Origin of the sequence: Vallitalea maricola (assembly GCF_036985595.1) — a bacterium.
Classification (GTDB): Bacteria; Bacillota; Clostridia; order Lachnospirales; family Vallitaleaceae; genus Vallitalea; species Vallitalea maricola.
Map to the genome: position 1 here is coordinate 13,302 of NZ_BTPU01000005.1, position 22,107 is coordinate 35,408.

The 22,107-nt window shown below is 30.7% G+C and carries 22 protein-coding genes; 20 read left to right on the plus strand and 2 right to left on the minus strand.

Annotation, left to right across the window (positions count from 1 at the left end; genetic code table 11):
• Positions 1-133: 133 nt before the first annotated feature.
• From AACQ14_RS01625 to speD, 12 genes are all read left to right on the plus strand, one after another.
• Positions 134-1,525, plus strand: a complete 1,392-nt coding sequence (locus AACQ14_RS01625; RefSeq protein ID WP_339361823.1) for a TldD/PmbA family protein — start codon at positions 134-136, stop codon at positions 1,523-1,525.
• Positions 1,525-2,877 carry a TldD/PmbA family protein gene (locus AACQ14_RS01630; RefSeq protein ID WP_339361824.1) on the plus strand — a complete coding sequence of 451 codons (1,353 nt, stop codon included), beginning with the start codon at positions 1,525-1,527 and terminating at the stop codon, positions 2,875-2,877. The genes AACQ14_RS01625 and AACQ14_RS01630 overlap by 1 nt, the downstream gene beginning before the upstream one ends.
• A gap of 115 nt (positions 2,878-2,992) precedes the next feature.
• Positions 2,993-3,937 (plus strand): DUF4846 domain-containing protein, encoded by a 945-nt coding sequence (locus tag AACQ14_RS01635; RefSeq protein WP_339361825.1) that lies wholly within the window; start codon positions 2,993-2,995, stop codon positions 3,935-3,937.
• Positions 3,938-3,951: 14 nt separating this feature from the next.
• Positions 3,952-4,251, plus strand: a complete 300-nt coding sequence (locus tag AACQ14_RS01640; RefSeq protein ID WP_339361826.1) for a hypothetical protein — start codon at positions 3,952-3,954, stop codon at positions 4,249-4,251.
• Positions 4,252-4,380: 129 nt separating this feature from the next.
• Positions 4,381-5,541, plus strand: coding sequence for an ROK family transcriptional regulator (locus tag AACQ14_RS01645; RefSeq protein WP_339361827.1), 1,161 nt, complete (start codon positions 4,381-4,383; stop codon positions 5,539-5,541).
• A 213-nt stretch (positions 5,542-5,754) separates the two neighbouring features.
• Positions 5,755-6,732, plus strand: coding sequence for a sugar ABC transporter substrate-binding protein (locus AACQ14_RS01650; RefSeq protein ID WP_339361828.1), 978 nt, complete (start codon positions 5,755-5,757; stop codon positions 6,730-6,732).
• Positions 6,733-6,768: 36 nt separating this feature from the next.
• On the plus strand, positions 6,769-8,274 hold the full coding sequence (locus tag AACQ14_RS01655) for a sugar ABC transporter ATP-binding protein (RefSeq protein WP_339361829.1): 1,506 nt from the start codon (positions 6,769-6,771) through the stop codon (positions 8,272-8,274).
• A 4-nt stretch (positions 8,275-8,278) separates the two neighbouring features.
• Positions 8,279-9,232, plus strand: a complete 954-nt coding sequence (locus AACQ14_RS01660) for an ABC transporter permease (RefSeq protein ID WP_339361830.1) — start codon at positions 8,279-8,281, stop codon at positions 9,230-9,232.
• A gap of 56 nt (positions 9,233-9,288) precedes the next feature.
• On the plus strand, positions 9,289-10,335 hold the full coding sequence (locus tag AACQ14_RS01665; RefSeq protein WP_339361831.1) for an NAD(P)-dependent alcohol dehydrogenase: 1,047 nt from the start codon (positions 9,289-9,291) through the stop codon (positions 10,333-10,335).
• Between the two features lie 44 nt (positions 10,336-10,379).
• Positions 10,380-11,336 carry a carbohydrate kinase family protein gene (locus AACQ14_RS01670; protein ID WP_339361832.1) on the plus strand — a complete coding sequence of 319 codons (957 nt, stop codon included), beginning with the start codon at positions 10,380-10,382 and terminating at the stop codon, positions 11,334-11,336.
• A gap of 145 nt (positions 11,337-11,481) precedes the next feature.
• The gene (locus AACQ14_RS01675; protein ID WP_339361833.1) at positions 11,482-12,060 is read left to right on the plus strand and encodes a rhomboid family intramembrane serine protease; all 579 of its coding nucleotides are present in this window, start codon (positions 11,482-11,484) and stop codon (positions 12,058-12,060) included.
• A gap of 35 nt (positions 12,061-12,095) precedes the next feature.
• Positions 12,096-12,890, plus strand: a complete 795-nt coding sequence (gene speD / locus AACQ14_RS01680) for an adenosylmethionine decarboxylase (RefSeq protein WP_339361834.1) — start codon at positions 12,096-12,098, stop codon at positions 12,888-12,890.
• An 85-nt stretch (positions 12,891-12,975) separates the two neighbouring features.
• On the opposite strand, the gene AACQ14_RS01685 is transcribed toward speD, so the two are convergent.
• Together AACQ14_RS01685 and AACQ14_RS01690 are read right to left on the minus strand one after the other, a co-directional pair.
• Positions 12,976-13,650, minus strand: a complete 675-nt coding sequence (locus AACQ14_RS01685; protein WP_339361835.1) for a PspA/IM30 family protein — start codon at positions 13,648-13,650, stop codon at positions 12,976-12,978.
• A 47-nt stretch (positions 13,651-13,697) separates the two neighbouring features.
• Positions 13,698-14,081, minus strand: a complete 384-nt coding sequence (locus tag AACQ14_RS01690; RefSeq protein WP_113671500.1) for a type III secretion system chaperone family protein — start codon at positions 14,079-14,081, stop codon at positions 13,698-13,700.
• A gap of 231 nt (positions 14,082-14,312) precedes the next feature.
• Between AACQ14_RS01690 and AACQ14_RS01695 the strand changes: the two genes are divergently transcribed.
• The 8 genes from AACQ14_RS01695 to AACQ14_RS01730 all read left to right on the plus strand — a co-directional run bounded on the left by AACQ14_RS01695 (position 14,313) and on the right by AACQ14_RS01730 (position 22,059).
• Positions 14,313-14,837 (plus strand): DUF4178 domain-containing protein, encoded by a 525-nt coding sequence (locus tag AACQ14_RS01695; RefSeq protein ID WP_339361836.1) that lies wholly within the window; start codon positions 14,313-14,315, stop codon positions 14,835-14,837.
• 33 nt (positions 14,838-14,870) lie between these two features.
• A complete protein-coding gene (locus tag AACQ14_RS01700; protein ID WP_339361837.1) occupies positions 14,871-15,641 on the plus strand; it encodes a hypothetical protein in 771 nt (256 codons plus the stop codon).
• A 30-nt stretch (positions 15,642-15,671) separates the two neighbouring features.
• Positions 15,672-15,878, plus strand: coding sequence for a DUF350 domain-containing protein (locus AACQ14_RS01705; protein WP_113671497.1), 207 nt, complete (start codon positions 15,672-15,674; stop codon positions 15,876-15,878).
• A 60-nt stretch (positions 15,879-15,938) separates the two neighbouring features.
• Positions 15,939-16,133: a DUF350 domain-containing protein gene (locus AACQ14_RS01710; protein WP_293754754.1), complete on the plus strand. Its 195-nt coding sequence runs from the start codon at positions 15,939-15,941 to the stop codon at positions 16,131-16,133.
• A gap of 36 nt (positions 16,134-16,169) precedes the next feature.
• A complete protein-coding gene (locus AACQ14_RS01715; RefSeq protein ID WP_339361839.1) occupies positions 16,170-17,720 on the plus strand; it encodes a polyamine aminopropyltransferase in 1,551 nt (516 codons plus the stop codon).
• A 22-nt stretch (positions 17,721-17,742) separates the two neighbouring features.
• Complete coding sequence (locus tag AACQ14_RS01720) at positions 17,743-18,771, plus strand: potassium channel family protein (protein ID WP_339361840.1); 1,029 nt, start codon at positions 17,743-17,745, stop codon at positions 18,769-18,771.
• 153 nt (positions 18,772-18,924) lie between these two features.
• Positions 18,925-20,250 carry an MATE family efflux transporter gene (locus tag AACQ14_RS01725; protein WP_339361841.1) on the plus strand — a complete coding sequence of 442 codons (1,326 nt, stop codon included), beginning with the start codon at positions 18,925-18,927 and terminating at the stop codon, positions 20,248-20,250.
• A gap of 174 nt (positions 20,251-20,424) precedes the next feature.
• Entirely contained in the window at positions 20,425-22,059 is a 1,635-nt protein-coding gene (locus AACQ14_RS01730; RefSeq protein ID WP_339361842.1) for a hypothetical protein, read from the plus strand.
• Positions 22,060-22,107: the final 48 nt, after the last annotated feature.

Genomic DNA, 22,107 nt, shown 5'->3' on the forward strand with positions numbered 1-22,107 from the left:
AGAATAATGTGCTTATATTTCCATTAATTTAATAAATATGATAGTATAAAATATATAATTTTTTAATTTTGCCGATATACCTGGCATATAATGATTAATTATAATTATAGTTTTAATATGAGGAGGGAATTAAGTGTTAAGTAAAGCGTTAGTTGAAGATGTATTGACAGCAGCAGTTTCTACTGGAGGGGACTTCGCAGAGATATTTGCAGAGGACAGGAATGATACACAATTATCCTTAGTAGGTGGAAAGCTTGAAAAAAGTGTTTCAGGTAAGATATATGGTATAGGGATAAGAATATTCAATGGACTAAATTGTGTTTATGCTTATACTAATAATTCCACTAGAGATAATCTTATAAAAGTAGCTAAAGAAGCTGCGTCCGCTATTAAGGGTGCGAAATATAATTTGGTACTTAAGTTTAATAAAGGTGAATTCCATAATATCCATCCTATCAAAATTATGCCAAGTTCAATATCGAAATTCCATAAAGTAGATTTAATGAGATCAGCATATGAGGCTGCCAAAGGATATGACCCTCTTATTTCACAAGTTAAGGTACAGTATCTAGACCATAATCAGAAGGTACTTATTGCTAACACAGAAGGTACTTTTGTAGAAGACAACAGAATTCGTTCTAGGATTATGATTCAATCAATAGCTTCTAGAAATGGAGAAATGCAAACAGGGATACATGGTCCTGGGGCAGTAATGGGCTATGAGTTTTTTGATAAGATTGATGTGAATGCATACGCAGAAGATTCAGCTAGGATGGCAAAAACAATGTTATTAGCTGATTATTGTCCTAGCGGCAAAATACCAGTTATAATCAATAATTGTTTTGGAGGAGTATTGTTCCATGAATCTTGCGGTCATGGATTAGAAGCTACAAGTGTAGCTAAAAAATCATCAGTATTCGCTGACAAACTTGGCGAACAGGTCGCTTCAAATTTAGTTACTGCAATTGACGATGGAACTATACCTAACGCTTGGGGCTCAATAAATGTAGATGATGAAGGTACAAAGGCTAGGAAAAACGTATTAATAGAAAATGGTATTCTAAAAGGTTATATGATAGATAAATTTAATGGACGACGCATGAATATGGAGTCAACAGGTTCTGGTAGAAGAGAATCTTATCGTTTTGCTCCAACTTCAAGAATGACTAATACATACATTGCAGAAGGTAAGTCAACAAGAGAAGAAATAATAGCCAATACCGAATATGGATTATTCGCTAAATATCTAGGTGGAGGTTCTGTAAATACATCAACAGGTGAATTCAATTTTGCTGTAACTGAGGGTTATATTGTTAAGAATGGTAAGATTGATAGACCTGTTCGTGGAGCTACTTTAATTGGAACTGGAATAGAAGTTCTTGAGAAAATTGATATGGTTGGCAATAATGTAGACCATGGTCAAGGTATGTGCGGTTCTATAAGTGGTAGTATACCAGTCAATGTAGGGCAGCCTACTATTAGAGTAAGCAAAATGACTGTTGGTGGAAGGGATGGTGATAAATAATGGATAATAAGAAAATGATTAAAATGTTATTTGATAAGGGTAAAAAAGCTGGATTTGATGAAATGGAAGTATACATTTTAAATAAAAAAGGGCTTAGTATAAAGGTGTTCAAAGGCGATGTTGACACTTTTGAAAATTCCGTTGAAGAAGGACTTTCATTTAGAGGACTGTATGATAATAAAATGGGTTACTCATATACAGAAAAATTAGATGAAAGCTGTATTGACATGCTCATAGATGAAGCCATGGAAAATGCTAAGATAATTGATAACGATGACGTTGATATCATATTTGAAGGTTCTAAGGAATATAAAAATGTAATTACTTATAATAGGGACTCAGAAAAAATAAGTAATGAACAGAAGATTGATTATCTGATAGAGTTAGAAAAAGAAATATTCAAAAAAGATAATAGAGTATTTGCCATGCCTTATAATATACTTGGAGAGACTACTAATCGTACAATAATCAGTAATACCAAAGGACTTAATCTTGAATATGAAACTAACAGTGTAGAAACCTATTCATTCATTGATGTAAAAGAAAATGATGATGTGAAATCAGCGTTTAGATATAAAGTCGCTGATAATCTTAATAAGATTGATGGTAAGAGAATAGCTGCAGAAATAGTAGATGAAGCGATATCAATGCTCGGAGCAACTCAAATAAAATCAGGGAAATATCCAATTATCCTTAGAGCTGATGTATCAGCACAAATTCTAAGGGCATTTGCACCAATTTTTTCAGCTGATAATGTACATAAAGATTTATCGCTATTAAAAGGCAAGATAGGGGAAAAGATAGCTAATCCATCAATTACTATTGTTGATGATCCTTTTATGAAAGGTGGGGCATACACTAAACCATTTGATGCAGAAGGAGTTGCTAGTAAATACAAGAAACTGGTTAGTAACGGTATTTTGAAAACTTACTTCCATAATCTTAAAACGGCTACCAAAGATGGTGTAGAGTCTACAGGTAATGCATATAAAGCAGCTTACAATTCAATTATAGATATTGCACCTACCAATATGTATATTGAAATAGGTAAGAAGAGCTTGGATGAGTTGATTGGAAGTGTAGAAGAAGGTTTATTAATTATTGATGTACAAGGTTTGCATTCAGGATTGAATACCATTTCAGGAGATTTTTCTGTTTCTGCTTATGGTTATGAAATCAAACAAGGTAAAATTACCAGACCAGTTAATCAAATTACCATATCCGGTAATTATATAGAGATGATGAAAAATATTGAAGACATAGGAAATGACTTGGAATTCGTAATGCCTAGTAGAGGATATGTTGGTTCACCATCCTTAAAAATCAGTAGTTTATCAGTAGCAGGAGAATAACCAAAAAGATAATGCTCTTGACAATATTGTTGAGAGCTTTTTTTATCTTATAAAAAGTTTCTACGGAAGACAAGAAACAGCTATTATATTATCAAAGGTCAAGGAGGATTGTAATATGAAACAGTATATTGTATTAATTATAATGATAATATTAGTAACAGGTTGTGCAACGGACAAAGACAAATCAGATAGTATTCCAGAAATAATAGGAGATGTGGTTGAAAATAATAATGATGCAAAGATAGAAGAAAAAGAAGAAAAGGATAAGGAAATAGATATTGCTGATGTAGATGATGAACAGGATAACATTATTAATTCTGATGGTAAAACTGTTCAAGAAAGATTCAATGTACCTGATAATTATGAGAGAGTAAAAGTTGAAGAAAAATCTTTTGGGGAATATTTAAGAAACCTTCCATTAAAACCTCATGGTTCAAAAGTTAAATATTATGATGGTAATATAAAAGATAGAACTAACGTTTATGAAGCAGTCATTGATATGAGTATAGGAGATAAAAATCTACAACAATGTGCTGATGCAATTATGAGACTGAGGGGAGAGTATCTATTTGGTAAAGGGGATTATAATAAGATACATTTTAATTTTACCAATGGTTTCAGAGTTGATTACAGTAAATGGATAGATGGTTATCGCATTAAGATAGATGGCAATAAGACAGAATATGTAAAAAAAACACAACCATCCAATACTTATGAGGATTTTCTGAATTATATGGAGTATGTATTTATGTATGCAGGCACATTATCCCTGTCAAAAGAGCTTAAAGATATAGAAATAGAGGATATGGAGATAGGGGATATTTTCATTAAAGGAGGAAGTCCTGGACATGCTGTTATAGTAATTGATATGGCAGTTAATAAAGAAACAGGGGAAAAATTATATATGCTAGCTCAGAGTTATATGCCTGCACAGGATATTCAAGTGTTATGTAATGGTAATAATAAGGAGCTAAATCCTTGGTATAGACTTAATGATGATGAAATAATCAATACTCCAGAATGGACATTCAATAGAGATCAACTTAAAAGATTTGAATAATATAAAATAATTTAATGAGACCAAAACGTGGAATAATAACTATAATGAGAAGGCGTAAGTACCAAGAAATTGATTTTGCTGCAAAAACAATGTTATTCCATGTTTATAATCACGAAGGTAATGAAAATGAATATATAGAAAATGGAATAGTAAGTATATGTAATCATTTGAATTGGCAGAAAGATTTCTTGGAACGTATTGTAATGAGATTAAAAAATGATAACTATATTATTGAGACTAATGGAATTTTTAAACTGACTGATGAAGGAAGGGAATATACTGTCAGAAGTTATGAAGAGATTGTAGCTCAATAAAAGTAGTTCAAGTTCTTAACATTCATTGTTGGGAACTTTTTTATGAATTATTACTTGTATAAGTTTTGATAAAATGATACAATGCTACTAATGTAAATACTTTAATAAAGTTATAAGGATGGGGATAACATGATAAAAAGAAGAGCAAGTAACGTGGAGATAAAAAAGATTAATCGAAATAGAATTTTTAGATATCTCAATAAATATGGACGAGTATCAAAGCCGGATATCTCATCGGAGTTAGGTATTAGTATGCCGACTGTTCTGCAAAATATAAATGAATTAATGAAACAAGGTCTGGTAGATGAAGTTGGTGAATTTCAATCAACAGGCGGCAGAAAAGCTATTGCTATTGCACCAGTAAGAAACTTACATTATGCCTTGGGCATTGATATTACTCAAAATCATATTGGGGTTGTATTAACAGATTTATCGGGAGATGTATTAAAACATAAACGTGTTTATAAGCCATTTATCAATAATAGGGAATATTACAAAGAAATGGCTAATATAGCACTTGAATTTAAAAATAGTGAAGTCGGTCCCAATAAAGAATTTTTAGGAGTTGGCATTTCAATTCCAGGAATTGTTGATACAAGAAAGAATAAGATTCTTTTTTCTCATGCTCTTAATTTGACTAACATTGAAACCGATATATTTACTGAATTCATACCATATCCATGTATTCTAGTAAATGATGCTAATGCTTCAGGATTTGCAGAAATGTATCATTATGATAAGTGTTTTAATGCAGTATATCTATCTCTAAGTAATAGTGTAGGGGGTGCAATTATTGTGGATGCACAGTCATATTTAAGTGAGAGTTCTATTACTGATAAATTATACTTAGGAGATAATTTAAGAGGTGGTGAGTTTGGACATATGACTCTAATTCCAAATGGCAGTGAGTGTTATTGTGGTAAAAGAGGATGTGTAGATGTTTATTGTTCAGCTAAAACATTATCAAAACATACAGATGGGAAATTAGAAACTTTTTTTGAAGAAATTGAAAATGGAAATAATGAATTCAAACAGATATTGAATCAATATCTATCTTATTTGGCAATAGAAATAAATAACTTACGAATGATATTTGATTGTACTATTATCTTAGGAGGGTATGTTGGTAGTCATATTGAACCGTATATTTCAAGATTGAAAGAAGAGGTAGCAATGCTAAATACTTTTGAAATAGATGCGTCATATATTAAGCCTTGCCGATATCGTGTAGAAGCATCAGCTCTAGGTGCAGCATTACAGCATATTGAAGCATTTTTATGTACTGTATAAATCAATTAATATAAGTCTTGTACAAAAATCCAGCAATTGAATTATGTGCTGGTTTTTTATTGTGTATTTTGATGGGAAAAACACTATAATAGAAACTATTATTATGTAAAAATACAATAAACTATTGACAGAAATATAAGCAGGTGATATTATGTAGATACTTAATTAAAGAGTTTAATAAACAAAATACAAATGTCTTGGAGGGAATTTATTATGAAAAAGATTTTATTGGCGGTATTAACGATGGCATTGGCTATGACAATGATAGCTGGGTGTAGTAAAGAAGAAAAGAAAAACAATAGTGAAACAGAGACTGAAAATGTTGAAAAATCTGGTATGTCAGTTGGTATGACAGTTCAAGATCTAAGTAATCAGATTTGGTCAAGCTCATGTGAAGCATTAAAAGGGCTGGTTGAAGCAGATGGTGGTAGCATGACATATTTGGATTGTGGTAATAATGCATCAAAACAAATAGAACAAGTAGAGAATTTTATTTCAAATGATGTTGATGTAATTGTTATTCATCCTGTAGATGTTAATGCAGTAGAACAAGTACTTTCTGATGCTAGAGAAGCTGGTATTAAAGTGTATAGCTGGGATGAAAATTTAGAAAATGCAGATATTGTTTGGTTAATTGATAATTATGAATTAGGTAAGATCATTGGTGAACAAGCTGCTAAATGGATAAACGATGTTCATGATGGGGTATGTGAAGTTGCAGTATTAGATTATCCCCAAATCCCAATTCTTTTAGAAAGAGGTAATGGTATTGTTGACGCATTAAAAGAGAATGCACCAAAAGCTACTATTGTAGCTAAGACAAGTGCAATTAATCCTACTGAAGGTATGACAAAAATGGAAACAATCTTTCAAGCAAATCCAGATGTACAAGTAGTTGCTTGTATAGGGGGTGGTGGTGCAGTTGGTGCCAATGAAGCTATTAAAGCAGCTGGCAAATTAACTGACAAAATAGGTGTTTTCGCTGCTGATGCAACAGAGCAAGAATTAGAAGCAATCAAGAATAATGAAGCAAATAGGATGTCTGTTCTTATTACAGGTGATGGTGATGCCATTGCAAAAGAAATATATGGCTGGTTAGAAAAACTTGTTGCAGGTGAATCTGTAGAAAAAGAAGTATATCGTACTACTTTTACTGTAACGACAGAAAATATTGATGAGTATTATAAATAAATATATATATTAAAATGTTTACGTGAGGTAGATATAATGGATATTACAAACACAATTTTGGAACTTAATCATATTATTAAAACTTATCCTGGAGTAGTGGCTTTGAATGATGTTACTATTAAGGTTGCAAAAGGTGAAGTTCATGCTCTAGTAGGTGAAAATGGTGCAGGTAAATCTACATTAATTAAAACATGTACCGGAGCAGTAATTCCTGATAGTGGTGAAATAATCGTAGATGGTAAGAAATTCTCATCTATGACACCAAAATTATCAGAAGAAAGTGGAGTTGCTGTCATATACCAAGAATTTAACATTGTTGGTGAATTATCAGTAGCTGAAAATATATTTTTAGGTAGAGCTATAAGAAAAAAAGGAATAATAGTTGATAAAAAAGCAATGGTGGATAAATCTAAAGAGATATTCAAACAATTCGATATCAATATTGACCCTAATGAGTTAGTTAGTAATTTGACAGTTGGATACCAACAAATTGTTGAAATTGCTAAAGCTATGTCTCAAAAAGCTAAAATTCTTATTATGGATGAGCCATCAGCACCTTTGACTAAGTCAGAAGTGGAATCCATGTATTTGATAGTGGACAAGTTAAAAGAAGCTGGTGTTACTATCATTTATATTTCACACAGGATGGACGAGATTTTTAGATTAACGGATAGAATAACCGTTATGAGAGATGGTGAAAAAATAAAAACATTAAATACCAACGAAACAGATATTAATGAGCTTGTAAAACTTATGGTTGGGCGTGAGTTGAAAGAAACATATCCTTCTCGTCCGTCAGTAGTTAAAGATGAAATACTGTTAGATGTAAAAAATTTATATGGGAATGGACTTAAGGATATTTCTTTTCAAATAAAACGTGGAGAAGTTTTAGGATTTGCAGGATTAATTGGTTCAGGAAGAACCCAGCTTGCAGAGTTGATTTTCGGTATAAAACCAAAAACAAAAGGTCAGATCTTTTTCAAAGGAAAAGAAATATCTCCCAAAACCCCTAGAGAAGCAATTGATTATGGTATTGCACTTGTTCCAGAAGATAGGAAAAACCAAGGTGCAATGCTTGATATTGATATAAGAGGTAATATTAGTATGGCAATTCTTAATAGAATATCAAAGTTATCAGTTGTAGATAAAAAAGATGAAAATCGTATAGCCAACGAATATAAAAGTAAACTCAATATAAAGACACCTAATACTGAACAGTTAGTCAAGAATCTAAGCGGAGGCAATCAGCAAAAAGTAATTATTGCAAAATGGCTGGCTTCTAATCCTGATTTGATTATACTTGATGAACCAACTAGAGGAATAGATGTAGGTGCTAAATATGAAATTTATAAATTAATTAATACATTAGTTGAATCAGGAAAAACTATTTTATTAATTTCATCTGAAATGGAAGAAATAATGGGAATGTCAGATAGAATCATTGTTCTAGCTGAAGGTAAAATAACAGGTATGTTGGATAAAGATGATTTTAACCAAGAAAAGATTATGAGTTTTGCATCAAGTGTGAAAGGAAAGGAATAATGTCATGAACTTTATAGCTGTATTTAAGAAATATGGAATTTTTGCTGTTCTTATATTGTTGATTATTTTTTTTAGTGTAACATCAAAGGCATTTTTTATCCCATCAAATTTGTTTAATGTAGCTCGTCAGGTATCTATGTTAGGAATTGCTGCAGTAGGTATGGCTTTTGTACTATTGCTTGGCGGGATAGATCTCTCAATTGGATCACAAATAACATTAGTAAATATAGTTACTGCTTGGTTAATGGTAAATGCAGAGGTACATCCTGTTATAGCCTGCCTTATTGCAATTGTTATGAGTGTTTCTATTGGTTTTGTTAATGGCTGGATTATAGCTAATCTTAAAATGCCGCCTTTGATTGTCACTTTGAGTACAATGACAATAATAGAAGGTATTGCTTATATAATTTGTAAAGGTATACCTATTTTTGGTTTTCCTAAATATTTTTCTGAATTAGGACAAGGATACGTGGGACCAATACCTATACCAGTTATTATCACAATCATAATTCTAGCAATCGGAGCATTTGTTTTAAATAAAACATATTTTGGCAGATACTTTTATGCTGTTGGTGGTAATGAAGAAGCTGCAAAATTATCTGGTATCAATGTAAAGAGAGTTAAATATCTGGTGTATTCATTATCAGGACTTTTTGCAGGAATTGCAGGAATTGTTATGCTTTCAAGAACCAATTCTGGACAAGTTTTAGCAGGTAAAGGTTTTGAATTTGATGTATTGACAGCAGTTGTACTAGGCGGTGTTAGTGTGAATGGTGGATTTGGTAAGATTTCAAATGTAGTTGCGGGTGTGCTGATCATTGGTGTGCTTAGTAACGGCTTAGTTCTACTTGATGTAAGCCAATATGTTCAAATGGTAACAAAAGGTATTGTATTATTATTTGCAGTTGCATTTGACTGTATTCAAAAAAATCGTAAGTTAAAAGCTGTTGCAGTATAGATTTTAAAAGATGTAAAACAACTATTATTAATAAAGAAAGTAAGTGAGGTAGCAGTATGGAAGGAAAAATGAAAGTAGCTGTGATGAATGGAATTGGAAAAATGGGATATGAAGAACGTCCAATTCCAAAAGTAAAGGACGAAGAAGTATTAATTCAGGTGGAGTATGTAGGAATATGTGGTTCAGACTTACATTATTATGAGAATGGACGTATTGGAAATTATATAGTGGAACCACCTTTTGTATTAGGTCATGAGCCTGGTGGTGTAATTGTGGAAGTAGGTAAAGAAGTTACTAACTTGAAGGTAGGAGACCATGTAGCTTTGGAACCAGGTAAAACATGTGGAAAATGTGAATTTTGTAAAACTGGAAAATATAATTTATGCCCTGATGTAGAATTTTTTGCTACACCACCATATGATGGAGTGTTTCAGGAATATGTTGCTCATGATGCTGACTTATGTTTTAAGTTGCCGGATAATGTTAGTACAATGTCAGGAGCATTAATAGAACCATTAGCTGTAGGAATTCATGCTGTAAATCAAGGTGAAGCACAACCGGGTCAAACTGCTGTAATTACAGGTGCTGGCGCAATAGGATTAGTGACAATACTGGCACTGAAAATTAGGGGAATATCCAATATTATTGTTGTAGATATAATGCAAAAACGCTTGGATAAGGCTCTTGAATTAGGAGCTACACATGTAATAAATGCATCAAAAACAGATGCAGTCTTAAAATTGATGGAGATTACAAATGGTAAAGGTTGTGATTTGGCAATCGAAACTGCCGGGACTGAAATTACTACTAATCAAACAATACATATGGTTAGAAAAGGTTCTAACATAGTATTGGTAGGTTATGGCAAAACTGGTATGATGACTTTGGAAATGAGTTTAGCGTTAGATAAAGAAGTAACATTTAAGACAGTATTTAGATATCGTCACATTTATCCTATGGCAATTGATGCTGTGGCTAGTGGTAAAATAAACCCTGAGGATATAGTAACAGATATATTTGATTTTGATGATATCCAAAATGCAATGGATAGCAGTGTTAAGAATAAGGCTGATATCGTTAAGGCAGTCGTTCGTATCAAATAGGATTGTATTGTTGTTAGGGCAGAATAAGAAAGGATAGAATTAATATGTATGATGTAGTTGCCATTGGAGAACTTCTCATAGATTTTACACCAGTTAAATACGGTGAAAAGAAACTTCCTATTTTCGAACAGAATCCAGGAGGAGCTCCAGCAAATGTATTAGCTATGAATGCTAGACTTGGTGGGAAAACTGGATTTATAGGAAAAGTAGGTCATGACCAGTTTGGATGCTTTCTAAAGAAAGTAATAGAAGATGTTAATATAAATGCTAGTGGACTTGTTATGTCAAAAGATGTGCATACAACATTGGTTTTTGTACATCTAAGTGAACAGGGAGAGCGTTCTTTTAGTTTCTATAGAAAACCTGGTGCAGATATGATGCTTTCAAAAGAAGAAATTAATAAAGAATTAATTGATAATTGCAATATGTTTCATTTCGGTTCAGTATCTTTAACCGATGAACCCTGCAAAAGTGCAACAATAACAGCAGTGGAATATGCTAAGAAAAAGGGTAAAATTATCAGCTATGATCCTAATTATAGGGAGGCTCTCTGGAGAGATTATAGGGTTGCAAAAGAAGAGATACTACAAGTGATGCCTTTAGCTGATATAGTAAAAATATCAGATGAAGAAATGGAATTTCTTTTTGGTATAACAGATATGGATGAGTGTGTAAAATTGATTAAGGAAATGGGTGTTTCCCTTGTATTGATTTCCATGGGGGATAAAGGTTCCTATTATTCAAATAAAAATGTATCAGGATTCATAAAATCATTTAAAATGAACTCCATTGATACAACTGGAGCTGGAGATGCTTTTCTAGGAGCAGTACATTACAAAATCAGGAATAAAGATTTAAAAGATATTCAAATGATGGAAAAAGAAGAATTGGATAAAATTTTGTTATTTGCTAATGCAGCAGGAGGAATTACAACCACTAAAAAGGGTGCTATACCAGCTATGCCGAATGAGGAAATTATTAACAGATTATGTTTGAAATAATAAAGAAGAAAGAGAGTATATCATGGTGTGATATACTCTCTTTCTTTTTAGATTATTAGATGCAGAAATCAAGAATATCTTGCAGGAACATACATAAATGTTTATAATAATAACAATGGTATATGAAATAACGAGGAGGAGTAACTTGAAAAACATATTAAACAAAATAGAATATAACTCACCAGTGGTTCTGACATTTTCTTTATTAGCAACAGCAATTTTCTTTATTGATAAGATTATACCTTTAGATATTATAAATTCTTTATTTGTTTATAGAGGTGGATTTTCTTTGATAAGTTTGATTCAGATGATTTTATGGCCTTTGGGACATGCTTCTATAGATCATTTGCTAGGGAATATTACTTTAATTCTATTGATAGGACCAATGCTTGAAGAGAAATATTCTTCAAAAACAATTTTAATATTAATTATAATAACAACAGTAGTGATTGGATTTTTTCAAGCTATTATTTTTGGTAGTGGAATACTAGGAGCTAGTGGTATTGTATTCATGATGATAATGTTAACTTCCTTCACTAATATGAAAGATGGAAAAATTCCCCTTACATTTATTTTTATAGCTATATTATTCTTGGCTAAAGAAATATATAATGGACTATTTGTGACTAATAATATTTCAGAATTAGGTCATATATTAGGTGCTCTTGTAGGGATGGGATATATATACATAGTACAAAAAAATAAGAAGAAGCAAATTATTTAGGATGTTTAGCTTTACATTAGAGAGAGGGCATTTGATTGAATAAAAAATATAAATTATATGGTTTTAATAACCTGACTAAAACTCTCAATATGAATTTTTATAATATTTATTATATAGATGGTAATGAGTTGAAAGAACAATATATAGATTATATCAATTGTAACTATAGTGCTGATAATTTAACAAAAGTACTTAGAAAGGTTACTAAGATGATTGGTGCTAATATATTAAATATCGCCAAGCAGGATTATGACCCACAAGGTGCCAGTGTCAATTTATTGATTTCAGAAGGGCAGATACCAGTTGTTAAAGTGGATGATTCCTGCAACAGAGGAAATATCATACCTAATGATGGGCATGTAGTAGGACATTTAGATAAGAGTCATGTTACTGTACATACTTATCCAGAAAACAATAATCATAGCGATATATCTGTGGTAAGAATAGATATTGAAGTTAGTACTTGTGGTGAAATATCACCTTTAGAAGTTATCAATTATTTGATTGAACAATTTGGTTCAGATATGGTAACTCTAGATTATAGGGTTAGAGGATTCAACAGAGATATTGATGGAAGAAAACGTTACAATGATAATAATATAAAATCCATACAAGAGTTTATTTCAGAGGATAATAAGTCATGTTGTGAGTTGGTTGATTTTAATTTGCCAAAAGAAAATATATATTATACCAAAATGAGAAATAATGATTTTGAAATTGATGAACATTTATTTAACTTAGAAAAACGAGATCTCCAAGATAAAAAAGTTAAATGTATAATAGACAAAATTAAAAATGAATTGAATACTCTATTTTATGGACAAGAATAATATTAATGGGGCTGACGGATAATACATTTTTTTGAATGGTTGTATTATCTGTCAGCCCCATAATTATTGATTAGATTATATATTACTATTTACCAAGTTTAGCTTTTAGTGCAGCAAGTTCATCCATTACCTCAGAATCTGAATTTTCAAGTTCTGCAAATTGATTGTCTAGATCATCATTAGCCATGTAGCTATTTAATTCTGTAGCTGCTTCAGCTTCACTTTCAATTGTATCTACTTTTTCACTGATTCTGGAAAAAGTATCAAATACACTTGTATCATTAACGCTTGACATAGTTTTTTGAATAGATTTTTGAGCTTCAGCTCGTTTTGTTCTAGCGATTAATAAGCCTTTTTTACGTTTAGCTTCTTCTATTTTATTACTAAGGTCTCTAAGTCCTGCTTTTAAATTATCAGTTGCATTTTTTTGAGCTTGCCATTGTTGACGATATTGTTCAGCAAGGTCATCATATTCTTTCTTTCTGTTAAGAGCTTGTAATGCTAGAGCATCATTACCATTAGCAACAGCCAATTCAGCTTTTTTAGCCCATTGAGCAGCTTTTGCAACTTCTTCATCTAAAGATTTCTTAAGTTTTTTCTCATCAGCTATAGCTGACGCAACAGATCCTTTTGCTTTGTTATACTGTTCACCCATATCAATAATCAATTGATTCAACATTTTTTCAGGATCTTCAGCTTTTGAAATAAGATCATTAACATTTGATTTAAATACTGTACTTATACGATTAAATATACCCATTATAAGTTACCTCCCTTTGATATTTTTAGGTTATAGTGTTATAGTCATTAATTTGCAAATTTAGCTAATAAATCATAGTGTTGTATTAGAGCTAGACCAATACTGTCTATTGTTGATTGGAATTCATTCTGGTCAAGATTTTCTGCCTGTAAAGTATCTATTATAACTAAGCTGTCATTTTCAATAGCATAAGCTCCGTGAACTAAATCATTAGCATTCAATTCTAAGACTGTTCTATAGAATTCTTCTTTATTCGTCTTTGGTAACTCCATGATTTTTACTCTAAATAAAACTATTGGTTCTACTAATTTCACTACGATATTATCTATATGAGATAAATCATCTTCTATCTTCCATGTGCTTTCGTCTAGTTCTTCAAAAACTAAATTCATATCTAGCATGAAACTTTCAATTCTTTGTTTTATATCCATTGTAATAACCTCCTTATGTATTGTTGGTTCTAAATATAAAGTAATGTACTCATAACATATTATAAGTGAGTTAACTCTATATATTATATACATTATAACATATAAATTTCAATAGTAACTTATCAATAAAGACATATTTTAAGCAAAATATTACAAGTTTTGCAATATAACTTTTATAATAATAAAATATGTGATAATATAAACTGGATGTAATTAAGGAGGTGAATATTAATGGGTTTTATTGATAGAATTAAAAATATATCACGAGCCAATAAAACTGCAAAGATGGAAATGGAAAGTAACGAAATCACAGTTTTTAACATGAGGGTTGGTGATATTGTTTCTATTGAAGAAGTTGATTATGAAGTAAAAGGTATATTGAAGTTCAATGATCATGGATGGAGATGGACGGAGTACAAACTAAAAGATTCTAGAAAAACCTATTGGTTAAGTGTAGAAGAAGATGATGAAGTCGAAATATGCTTATATAGGGAAGTTGTTGCTATAATCACGGAGGCTCCAAGAGTATACGAATATAAAGGAGTTACATATTATATGCAAGAAGGCAGCGATGCAAAAGTAGAATATGTAGAAGGTCAAGTAAACGCTGTAAAAGGTGAAGAAGTTGATTACTATGAGTATTCTGATGAAGATGGAGAAAATCTTCTTTCCCTTGAGATATGGAACGGTGAAGTAGAAATGGCAATTGGTAGAGAAATAGAAGATTATAATGTTGTTATTTATCCAAAAAGTTAGTCTTGTTAATAGTATAGGAAGGAGGGAGATTGCATGAGCAAAGGTATAAAGATATTTCTGGGTATTCTTGTGTGTGTGTTGATTATTGGGACAATCAGTTCATTAGGTTCCCATAAATCTATAGCGAAAAAGCTAGATAATAATTCTAATTTTGAGTATTCCACTAGTTTGACAAGTAATTATGATAAATCAGATAAAGCAAAGGTTTATTCATCGGATATGAGTGTAAAAGAAACTGCATTGTATCTAATTAATGAAGACAGGCCTGAAGACTATACTGATTTAGATAATGAAGAAGCTATACAATTAACATATGATGATTATTATGTATTAATCTATCAAAGTGAAGATGGAAAGACATATGTACAGATATCATCAAGAAAATATATACATAATAATGGATATTACGGGCTGTATAGACCATATAGAAATAACATTATATTATTCTATGATACTGCTTATACTTCTAGCAGATATTATACTAAGGATAATCATCGTTATGGAAATGGATATAGTAAACCAGTTAAGAATGTGAATACTACATCAACTAAAAGTCAAACAACCACTAATGAAACAGATGCTAATTCAACTAAAATAAAAACAGATAAAGACGCATCTAGTAAAATCAGAACAAAAAATAGTAGTACAACATCAAAAAGTAGTACAACAAGCAAAAGCAGTTCAACTAGTAAAAGCTCTTCAACAAGCAGCTCAACTAGTAGTACATCAAGAACAAAATCTGTCCGTTCAGGAAGTGCAGGTTCCAAATCAAGATTAGGTGGAGGAACAAGTTTCGGTAAATAAATTAAACATGTGAAGAAAGGAGAGACTAAAATGGATTTCTTAAATAATGAATTTGTAGCGACTATTATTTATGCTATACTAGCGTTAGTTTTAATGTTTGTAGGATATAAAGTGTTTGATATGATAACACCTTATAATTTCGCTGAAGAGATTAAGGAGAAAAATCCTGCTGTGGGAGCAGTAATAGCTGGAATTTTTATTGCAGTAGCAATAATTATAAAAGCTGCTATAGCATAAATTCTCTAATACATATAGGACAATAGAAATTTTAACTAATAATTAAAGGAGGTATGAAAAATGAACCCTATCATTTCTAGTATTATATATTTTGCAATAGGTATGTTTTTCTGCGCAATAGGATATAAGGTGTTTGATATAATTACACCATTTGATTTGAATAAAGAGATTGACGATCACAATGTTGCTGCAGGTTTAGCTGTAGCAGGAATATTTATTGGAGTGGCAATAGTTGTTAGTGCTGCAATAATATAAGGTTAGATAGCTTTGTGAAAAGTTATGGAGGTTAACATGGCAAAGGAAAATAGCATTAAAAAAGATATGAGTAATGGAAAAATTAATGCTGCCCCTCTGATGTTTGCTGTTTTTATTATAGCTATATGTGGAATAATATATGAACTGATTATTGGTGCAATCAGTTCATATTTATTGGGGGATAGTGTTAAGCAGTATTCTATTACTATAGGATTATATATGAGTGCTATGGGTATAGGTTCATATATAACTAAGAAGTTCAAACGTAATTTGTTTGATGTTTTTGTGGTTATTGAATTAACAATAGGTCTAGTTGGAGGTATATCGGCAGTGGCGTTATTTGCTGCATACGGATATACCAAAGTATATCTGCCTGTTATGTATATAACAATAATTACAATTGGTATTTTAGTAGGATTAGAGATACCTATACTTACACGCATCATTGAAGAAAAAGAAAATAATCTTAGAATGACACTTGCTAATGTACTTAGTTTTGATTATATTGGTGCACTAATAGGTTCAGTTGCATTTCCCTTGATTCTATTACCACATCTAGGGTATATAAAAACTGCTTTTCTAGTAGGTTTTATCAATATTGTAGTAGCTAATATTATCATATATAAGTATAGTGAGCATATTAAGAGAATTGATATACTTAAAGTTGTAGCTGCATTTTTTGCACTAATAATTATTGTAGGTTTTATAACAGCTGATTCCACTGCAGATAAAATTGAAGATAGTTTTTATAGAGATCAAATCATATATAGGAAGCAAACCAAGCATCAGAGGATAGTTGTGACAAAACATCGTGATGACCTTCGTTTGTTTCTTAATGGTAATGTGCAATTCAGTTCACAGGATGAATATAGATACCATGAATCTTTAATTCATCCTGCAATGAGTCTTGCAAAAGAACGTAAAGAGATATTAATCCTTGGTGGTGGTGATGGACTGGCTGCTAGGGAGATTTTGAAATATGATGATGTTGAAAGAATTACTCTAGTTGATTTAGATAAAGAAGTAGTAGAGTTCTGTAAGACCAATCCCCTAGTAAAATCATTGAATAATAAATCATTGGATAATGATAAGGTAAATGTGATTAATCAGGATGCTTATAAGTTTCTTGAAACAACAAACAATAAATATGATGTTGTCATTGTGGATCTTCCTGATCCTAACAATGAAGCTTTAAATAAATTATATACTAATCTATTTTACAGACTGATATATAGTAGATTAGACGATGGGGGTATGATTGCTATTCAATCAACAAGTCCTTATTATGCTGAAAAAGCTTACTGGTGCATTCGTAAAACTGTTGAGTCTGAAGGATTATATACTACTGGATATCATTTGTATGTTCCTTCTTTTGGAGATTGGGGATTTACATTAGCCTCGAATCAGGAATTTGATAAAGATGATATTAATCTATCAGTCCCAACTAAGTATCTGAATGATGATATGGTAAAAGCTTTATTTGTTTTTGCTGATGATGAGAAAAAATCCAAAGATAAAGTAGAGGTAAACAGCCTCACCAATCCTGTTTTATTTGGATATTATGAAAAAGCATGGGACAGTTATTAATAAGATATAGGGAGACGATGAAATGATATCAGTATTAATAAATGCAATTAAGGTTCTTCATATATCAATGGAAAAAAGCAAGATATATAAATTGATAGGAATTTTTTTAGTCGCATTATTTGTTTGTTCAACGGCATTTTATGTTTTTGAAAGTAAGGCTAATGCTGATTTAAGTTATGGTGATTCTTTATGGTGGGGATTTGTTACAACCACAACTGTTGGATATGGTGATTACTTCCCTATAACTGTCCCAGGGCGTATATTTGGCATAGCTTTAATGTTAATAGGTATTAGTACATTTGGTTTTTTAACAGCAGCTATTGCATCGATTTTTATAGATAATAAAATGAAAGAAGGTATGGGACTTATGGACATCAAGTTTGAAAATCATATCGTACTCATTGGTTGGAATAAAAAAAGTGAAACTATGTTAAAGGAATTAGTTGAAGATAGTGAAGAACGTAAAATAGTTATAGTTTCTGACGTTGAAAGATTGAATCTTCCATACAAAAACACCTATTTTGTTCATGGAGATCCTACTATAGATGAAACACTTATAAGAGCTAATATTGCTTATGCAGATATTGTTATGGTTGTAGCTGATGAAAATTTGATGAATAATGATGGAATGGCAGATGCTAAATCAGTTCTTGTATGTCTAGCTGTTGATAAATTCAATACAGATATTCATCTGATTGCAGAAGTGCTTAATGAAGAGAATATACCTCATTTTGAAAGAGCCAATGTAAATGATATTATTGTCAGTAATCAAATGAGCAGCCGAGTTATGGTTAGGAGTGCAGTCTATAAGAATGTAAGTTCTGTATTAAAAGAATTATTGACTAACTCTTACGGTAATGAATTGTATGAATGTAAAGTTAAAGAAGACGATATAGGAATATCGTTCAAAGAATTGTCAATGAAATATATTAATGATTATAATACAATCGTAGTTGGTATCGCTAATGAAAAAGTATATTTAAATCCAGATAAAGATAGGAAAATACAAAAAGATGATGCTATCATATATATAGCTAATGAAAAATTATAAAAGGTACAAGTCATAAAAACAAATTTTATGACTTGTACCTTTTATTTTTAATGACTCTAACTTACGAATCAATTTATGATAATCTACAAATACTAAATGAGATAATTGTAATGATATTAGTTGGTTGATTTTTGGAAAGTTAGAGGCGAGTTTATGGAAAAAAAAGAGTTCAGGGACTATTATAAAGAATATTCTAATAGAGTAATTAAAACGAAGGTTATTTTATCTGTGGCTTCTAATGCAGATAATATTATAGCTGCAGCTTTTATCAGTTCTGTTGTACTTGCTTCCTTAGCACTTATTATGCCATTAGTAATTTTTATTATAGCGTTGTCTGTGATGTTTTCAGCGGGTTTAGGTTCTTATATAGGATTTTATTTAGGGAGAGATAATATCCATAATGCTAATGATTTGGCTAGTTTTATTGTGATAGTAATAAGTATTATTTCTATGATAATCGGTATGATTACGTCAATTAATGCAAGTTCTATAGCTAGTATATTAGGTGCAAGTGGAAAGTATCATGTAGCAGCAACCATATATCTTAGAATTCTGGGAATCAGTTTTATTCCACAGATAATATCTACAGTTCTTGATAAATTGATTATGAACGATGGTTCTCCAAAATTCACTTATCAAGTGAATATAATCACTATGATTATAAATTTATCTTTTAATCTATTATTGGTAATAGTTTTTAATTTGAGTGTTAAAGGATTAGCATTAGCCACACTTTTAAGCCAAATATTTCATCTTGGAGTTAACATATATTATTTTATAAAGAAATCTAAATTGATTAAATTTATTATTCCTTCATACCATTTTCATGAATTGAAGAGAATTCTCTATAATGGGAGTAGTGATTTTCTTTCGGTTTTTACGGATGCTATTATGATTTATGTTGTGAATAAAGCTATACTTAAGTTTTTGCCTAATGAGTATTTAGAAGCGTTTGCTTCAGCAACTATTTTTACTGCGCTTATTACTAAGATATATGTTGGCTCACAAGTTGGATTACAGCCAATTTTGTCCAGATTTTTGGGAAAAGGATATTTTCAGAAATTGAAAAATATATTTGCTTATTCACTTAAGAGAAGTGTTGTATATGCTGTTATTCTATATATTGTATTGATTCCTGTTTCCTTTATATTGTTTCCTTATCTTTTGGATAATAAAGATTTGGTGTTTGCTGCTTTTAGAATATACCTGGGTGTGGGTATAGCGTATATATCTTCTTGCATTGGAGTTCAGATAATATTGTTTTTTACTGCAATCAATAGACCAATAGAGTCGTTAGCTATCGCATTTATTAGAACTATAATATTGATTCCTTTATCAAGTATAAGCATGATTTACTTGATTGGGGTTGATGGGATTGCTATAGGATTTTTGCTACCTGAAATGTTAATTAGTGGGGTATTTGTTTCTTATTATAAGAAAGCTGATTTTATTAAGTATAAAATTGAATATGACAGATGATAATTCAAGTAAGTCAGAAAAATTATTTTGTTCTGACAGTCATATAATTTGTGAAAAAAGTATTATTTATTCTATTTGTATTGTACTTTTTCGGGTATATATGTATAATCAATAGGTGATAAGGGTGATTATTAATATGAGATTAACGTTATAGGACAAGAGGGAGAGTTGCAAATGATAAGAAATGTTTTTAATAAGATTATTGGAGTTATATTAATTATGGGTATAATTACTGGGGCAGTGGTATTGGTTATTAATGGTTTTGGTAATGATACTAGTGCTGTTAGAAATAGTATAAAAGAGAATAATGAATCAAATAATAAGTTATCAATTATAACTAATACAGTTAAAAAGGAGTTAAGTGAAACATCCTTAAAATTAGATTTGGATTTAGATGATGATGATAATATTGATTATATTCTTATGTTTGAAAGTGGTAGTGGAGATGAGATAGAACCTACTGTTTCTAGTGAAAAGTGTATGGAACATAAGTATATGAATGAGTATGAATATGAAGTAGACTTATCCAGTGATTATGGTAAGGTATTATTGACTTTTCATGAAGTATTTGATAGTGGGATGATATATTATATTGAATATATTCCTAACAATAGTTCAAGTAAAGCATTATCTTTAAGTGTAGAAGCAGGTAAGGGAGATGGTTATAATATTTTAGAAGGATATTATAAAGATAAAACATTAATATTTAATGATAAAGATGTAATTTCAAGTACAGTTCTTCCAAATATAATTAATTTTATTGATGGGGATAACAATCATATTAAACTTGGAAGAGTATTTCATGAGAAAGAGATAGGAAGAAGTGTAAAAACTGTTAGTGAAATAGAACAAAATATCAATATGGTTATTGATGATAAAACAACCTATAAATATAAATTACCTGTTAAAAAAGGTTATTCAACAAAAGTAGAAGGAGTTCTATCATTAAAGAATCTAATTAATGATAAGAAGGTCAAATTTAACATTGATACTTTGACGGCATTGGATCTAGCTAATATAAAATATGTATGGGCTGATGGTGTATATTATGATAATCCTAGTACTTATAGACCTTCTGCTAAAAATGATTTTTATAGAACACCTTGTGCAACACATATGAGAGCTTGTTATTGGGTATTGGATCAAGGCAGTATCTTTACAACTTATGGTATAAGTCTAATGTATAGTTATGCTAAGTTATATATTGATAAAAATTACATTCCTACTGAACCAAGGTCCAATTGGATATATGATGAATATGGCATAAAAGAAAATTTTTATGATACTAGATTTAATACAGATACTGTAAGTAGTTTTTTACATATGCAGGAAGTGTATCCTGATGAAAAAATCAAGGAAGTATTAGATAATTACTTTAAGTTTTTTACTGATTTTGTTGATGATAATAGTTTTTATGTTGATGGAAATATTTTTGTAGCTGACTATATGGATTATAATGGTAACGATAAGATGCCTCATTGTTCGTTGAACCACATGCTTTCAGAAATGACAGTATTGTATAGATATCACTTATTATATGAGGACAAAGAAATGTTTGATTTGGCAGAGAAATTCTTGCATAGTATATTGAATACGAAAGATGGTTGGATTAAGAATAATGGAGATTTATATTATTGTATTACAGAAGAGGGTAAGTATAAGAGAGATGATTATCCCTTAGTCACATATAATGATCTTAAAAGGGCAGAATACTATCTGAAAAAGATATATGGAGAAGCGCCGCAGGAATACCAAGATATATTGGATTCAAAAGAAAAGTGGGCTAAGGAAAAAGGGTATTTAAAATAAAATATACAAAAAATAATTTCTAGTAATATTATTTAACCATTTTACTTA

What these genes read in the sequence shown, in the direction of transcription:
- AACQ14_RS01645 (WP_339361827.1), top strand. Translation starts at nt 4,381, where the DNA reads ATGATAAAAAGAAGAGCAAGTAACGTGGAGATAAAAAAGATTAATCGA.
- AACQ14_RS01665 (WP_339361831.1), top strand. Translation starts at nt 9,289, where the DNA reads ATGGAAGGAAAAATGAAAGTAGCTGTGATGAATGGAATTGGAAAAATG.
- AACQ14_RS01650 (WP_339361828.1), top strand. Translation starts at nt 5,755, where the DNA reads ATGAAAAAGATTTTATTGGCGGTATTAACGATGGCATTGGCTATGACA.
- AACQ14_RS01670 (WP_339361832.1), top strand. Translation starts at nt 10,380, where the DNA reads ATGTATGATGTAGTTGCCATTGGAGAACTTCTCATAGATTTTACACCA.
- AACQ14_RS01700 (WP_339361837.1), top strand. Translation starts at nt 14,871, where the DNA reads ATGAGCAAAGGTATAAAGATATTTCTGGGTATTCTTGTGTGTGTGTTG.
- AACQ14_RS01730 (WP_339361842.1), top strand. Translation starts at nt 20,425, where the DNA reads ATGATAAGAAATGTTTTTAATAAGATTATTGGAGTTATATTAATTATG.
- AACQ14_RS01690 (WP_113671500.1), bottom strand. Translation starts at nt 14,081, where the DNA reads ATGGATATAAAACAAAGAATTGAAAGTTTCATGCTAGATATGAATTTA.
- AACQ14_RS01695 (WP_339361836.1), top strand. Translation starts at nt 14,313, where the DNA reads ATGGGTTTTATTGATAGAATTAAAAATATATCACGAGCCAATAAAACT.
- AACQ14_RS01710 (WP_293754754.1), top strand. Translation starts at nt 15,939, where the DNA reads ATGAACCCTATCATTTCTAGTATTATATATTTTGCAATAGGTATGTTT.
- AACQ14_RS01655 (WP_339361829.1), top strand. Translation starts at nt 6,769, where the DNA reads ATGGATATTACAAACACAATTTTGGAACTTAATCATATTATTAAAACT.
- AACQ14_RS01635 (WP_339361825.1), top strand. Translation starts at nt 2,993, where the DNA reads ATGAAACAGTATATTGTATTAATTATAATGATAATATTAGTAACAGGT.
- AACQ14_RS01640 (WP_339361826.1), top strand. Translation starts at nt 3,952, where the DNA reads ATGAGACCAAAACGTGGAATAATAACTATAATGAGAAGGCGTAAGTAC.
- AACQ14_RS01630 (WP_339361824.1), top strand. Translation starts at nt 1,525, where the DNA reads ATGGATAATAAGAAAATGATTAAAATGTTATTTGATAAGGGTAAAAAA.
- AACQ14_RS01720 (WP_339361840.1), top strand. Translation starts at nt 17,743, where the DNA reads ATGATATCAGTATTAATAAATGCAATTAAGGTTCTTCATATATCAATG.
- AACQ14_RS01660 (WP_339361830.1), top strand. Translation starts at nt 8,279, where the DNA reads ATGAACTTTATAGCTGTATTTAAGAAATATGGAATTTTTGCTGTTCTT.
- AACQ14_RS01725 (WP_339361841.1), top strand. Translation starts at nt 18,925, where the DNA reads ATGGAAAAAAAAGAGTTCAGGGACTATTATAAAGAATATTCTAATAGA.
- AACQ14_RS01715 (WP_339361839.1), top strand. Translation starts at nt 16,170, where the DNA reads ATGGCAAAGGAAAATAGCATTAAAAAAGATATGAGTAATGGAAAAATT.
- AACQ14_RS01705 (WP_113671497.1), top strand. Translation starts at nt 15,672, where the DNA reads ATGGATTTCTTAAATAATGAATTTGTAGCGACTATTATTTATGCTATA.
- AACQ14_RS01685 (WP_339361835.1), bottom strand. Translation starts at nt 13,650, where the DNA reads ATGGGTATATTTAATCGTATAAGTACAGTATTTAAATCAAATGTTAAT.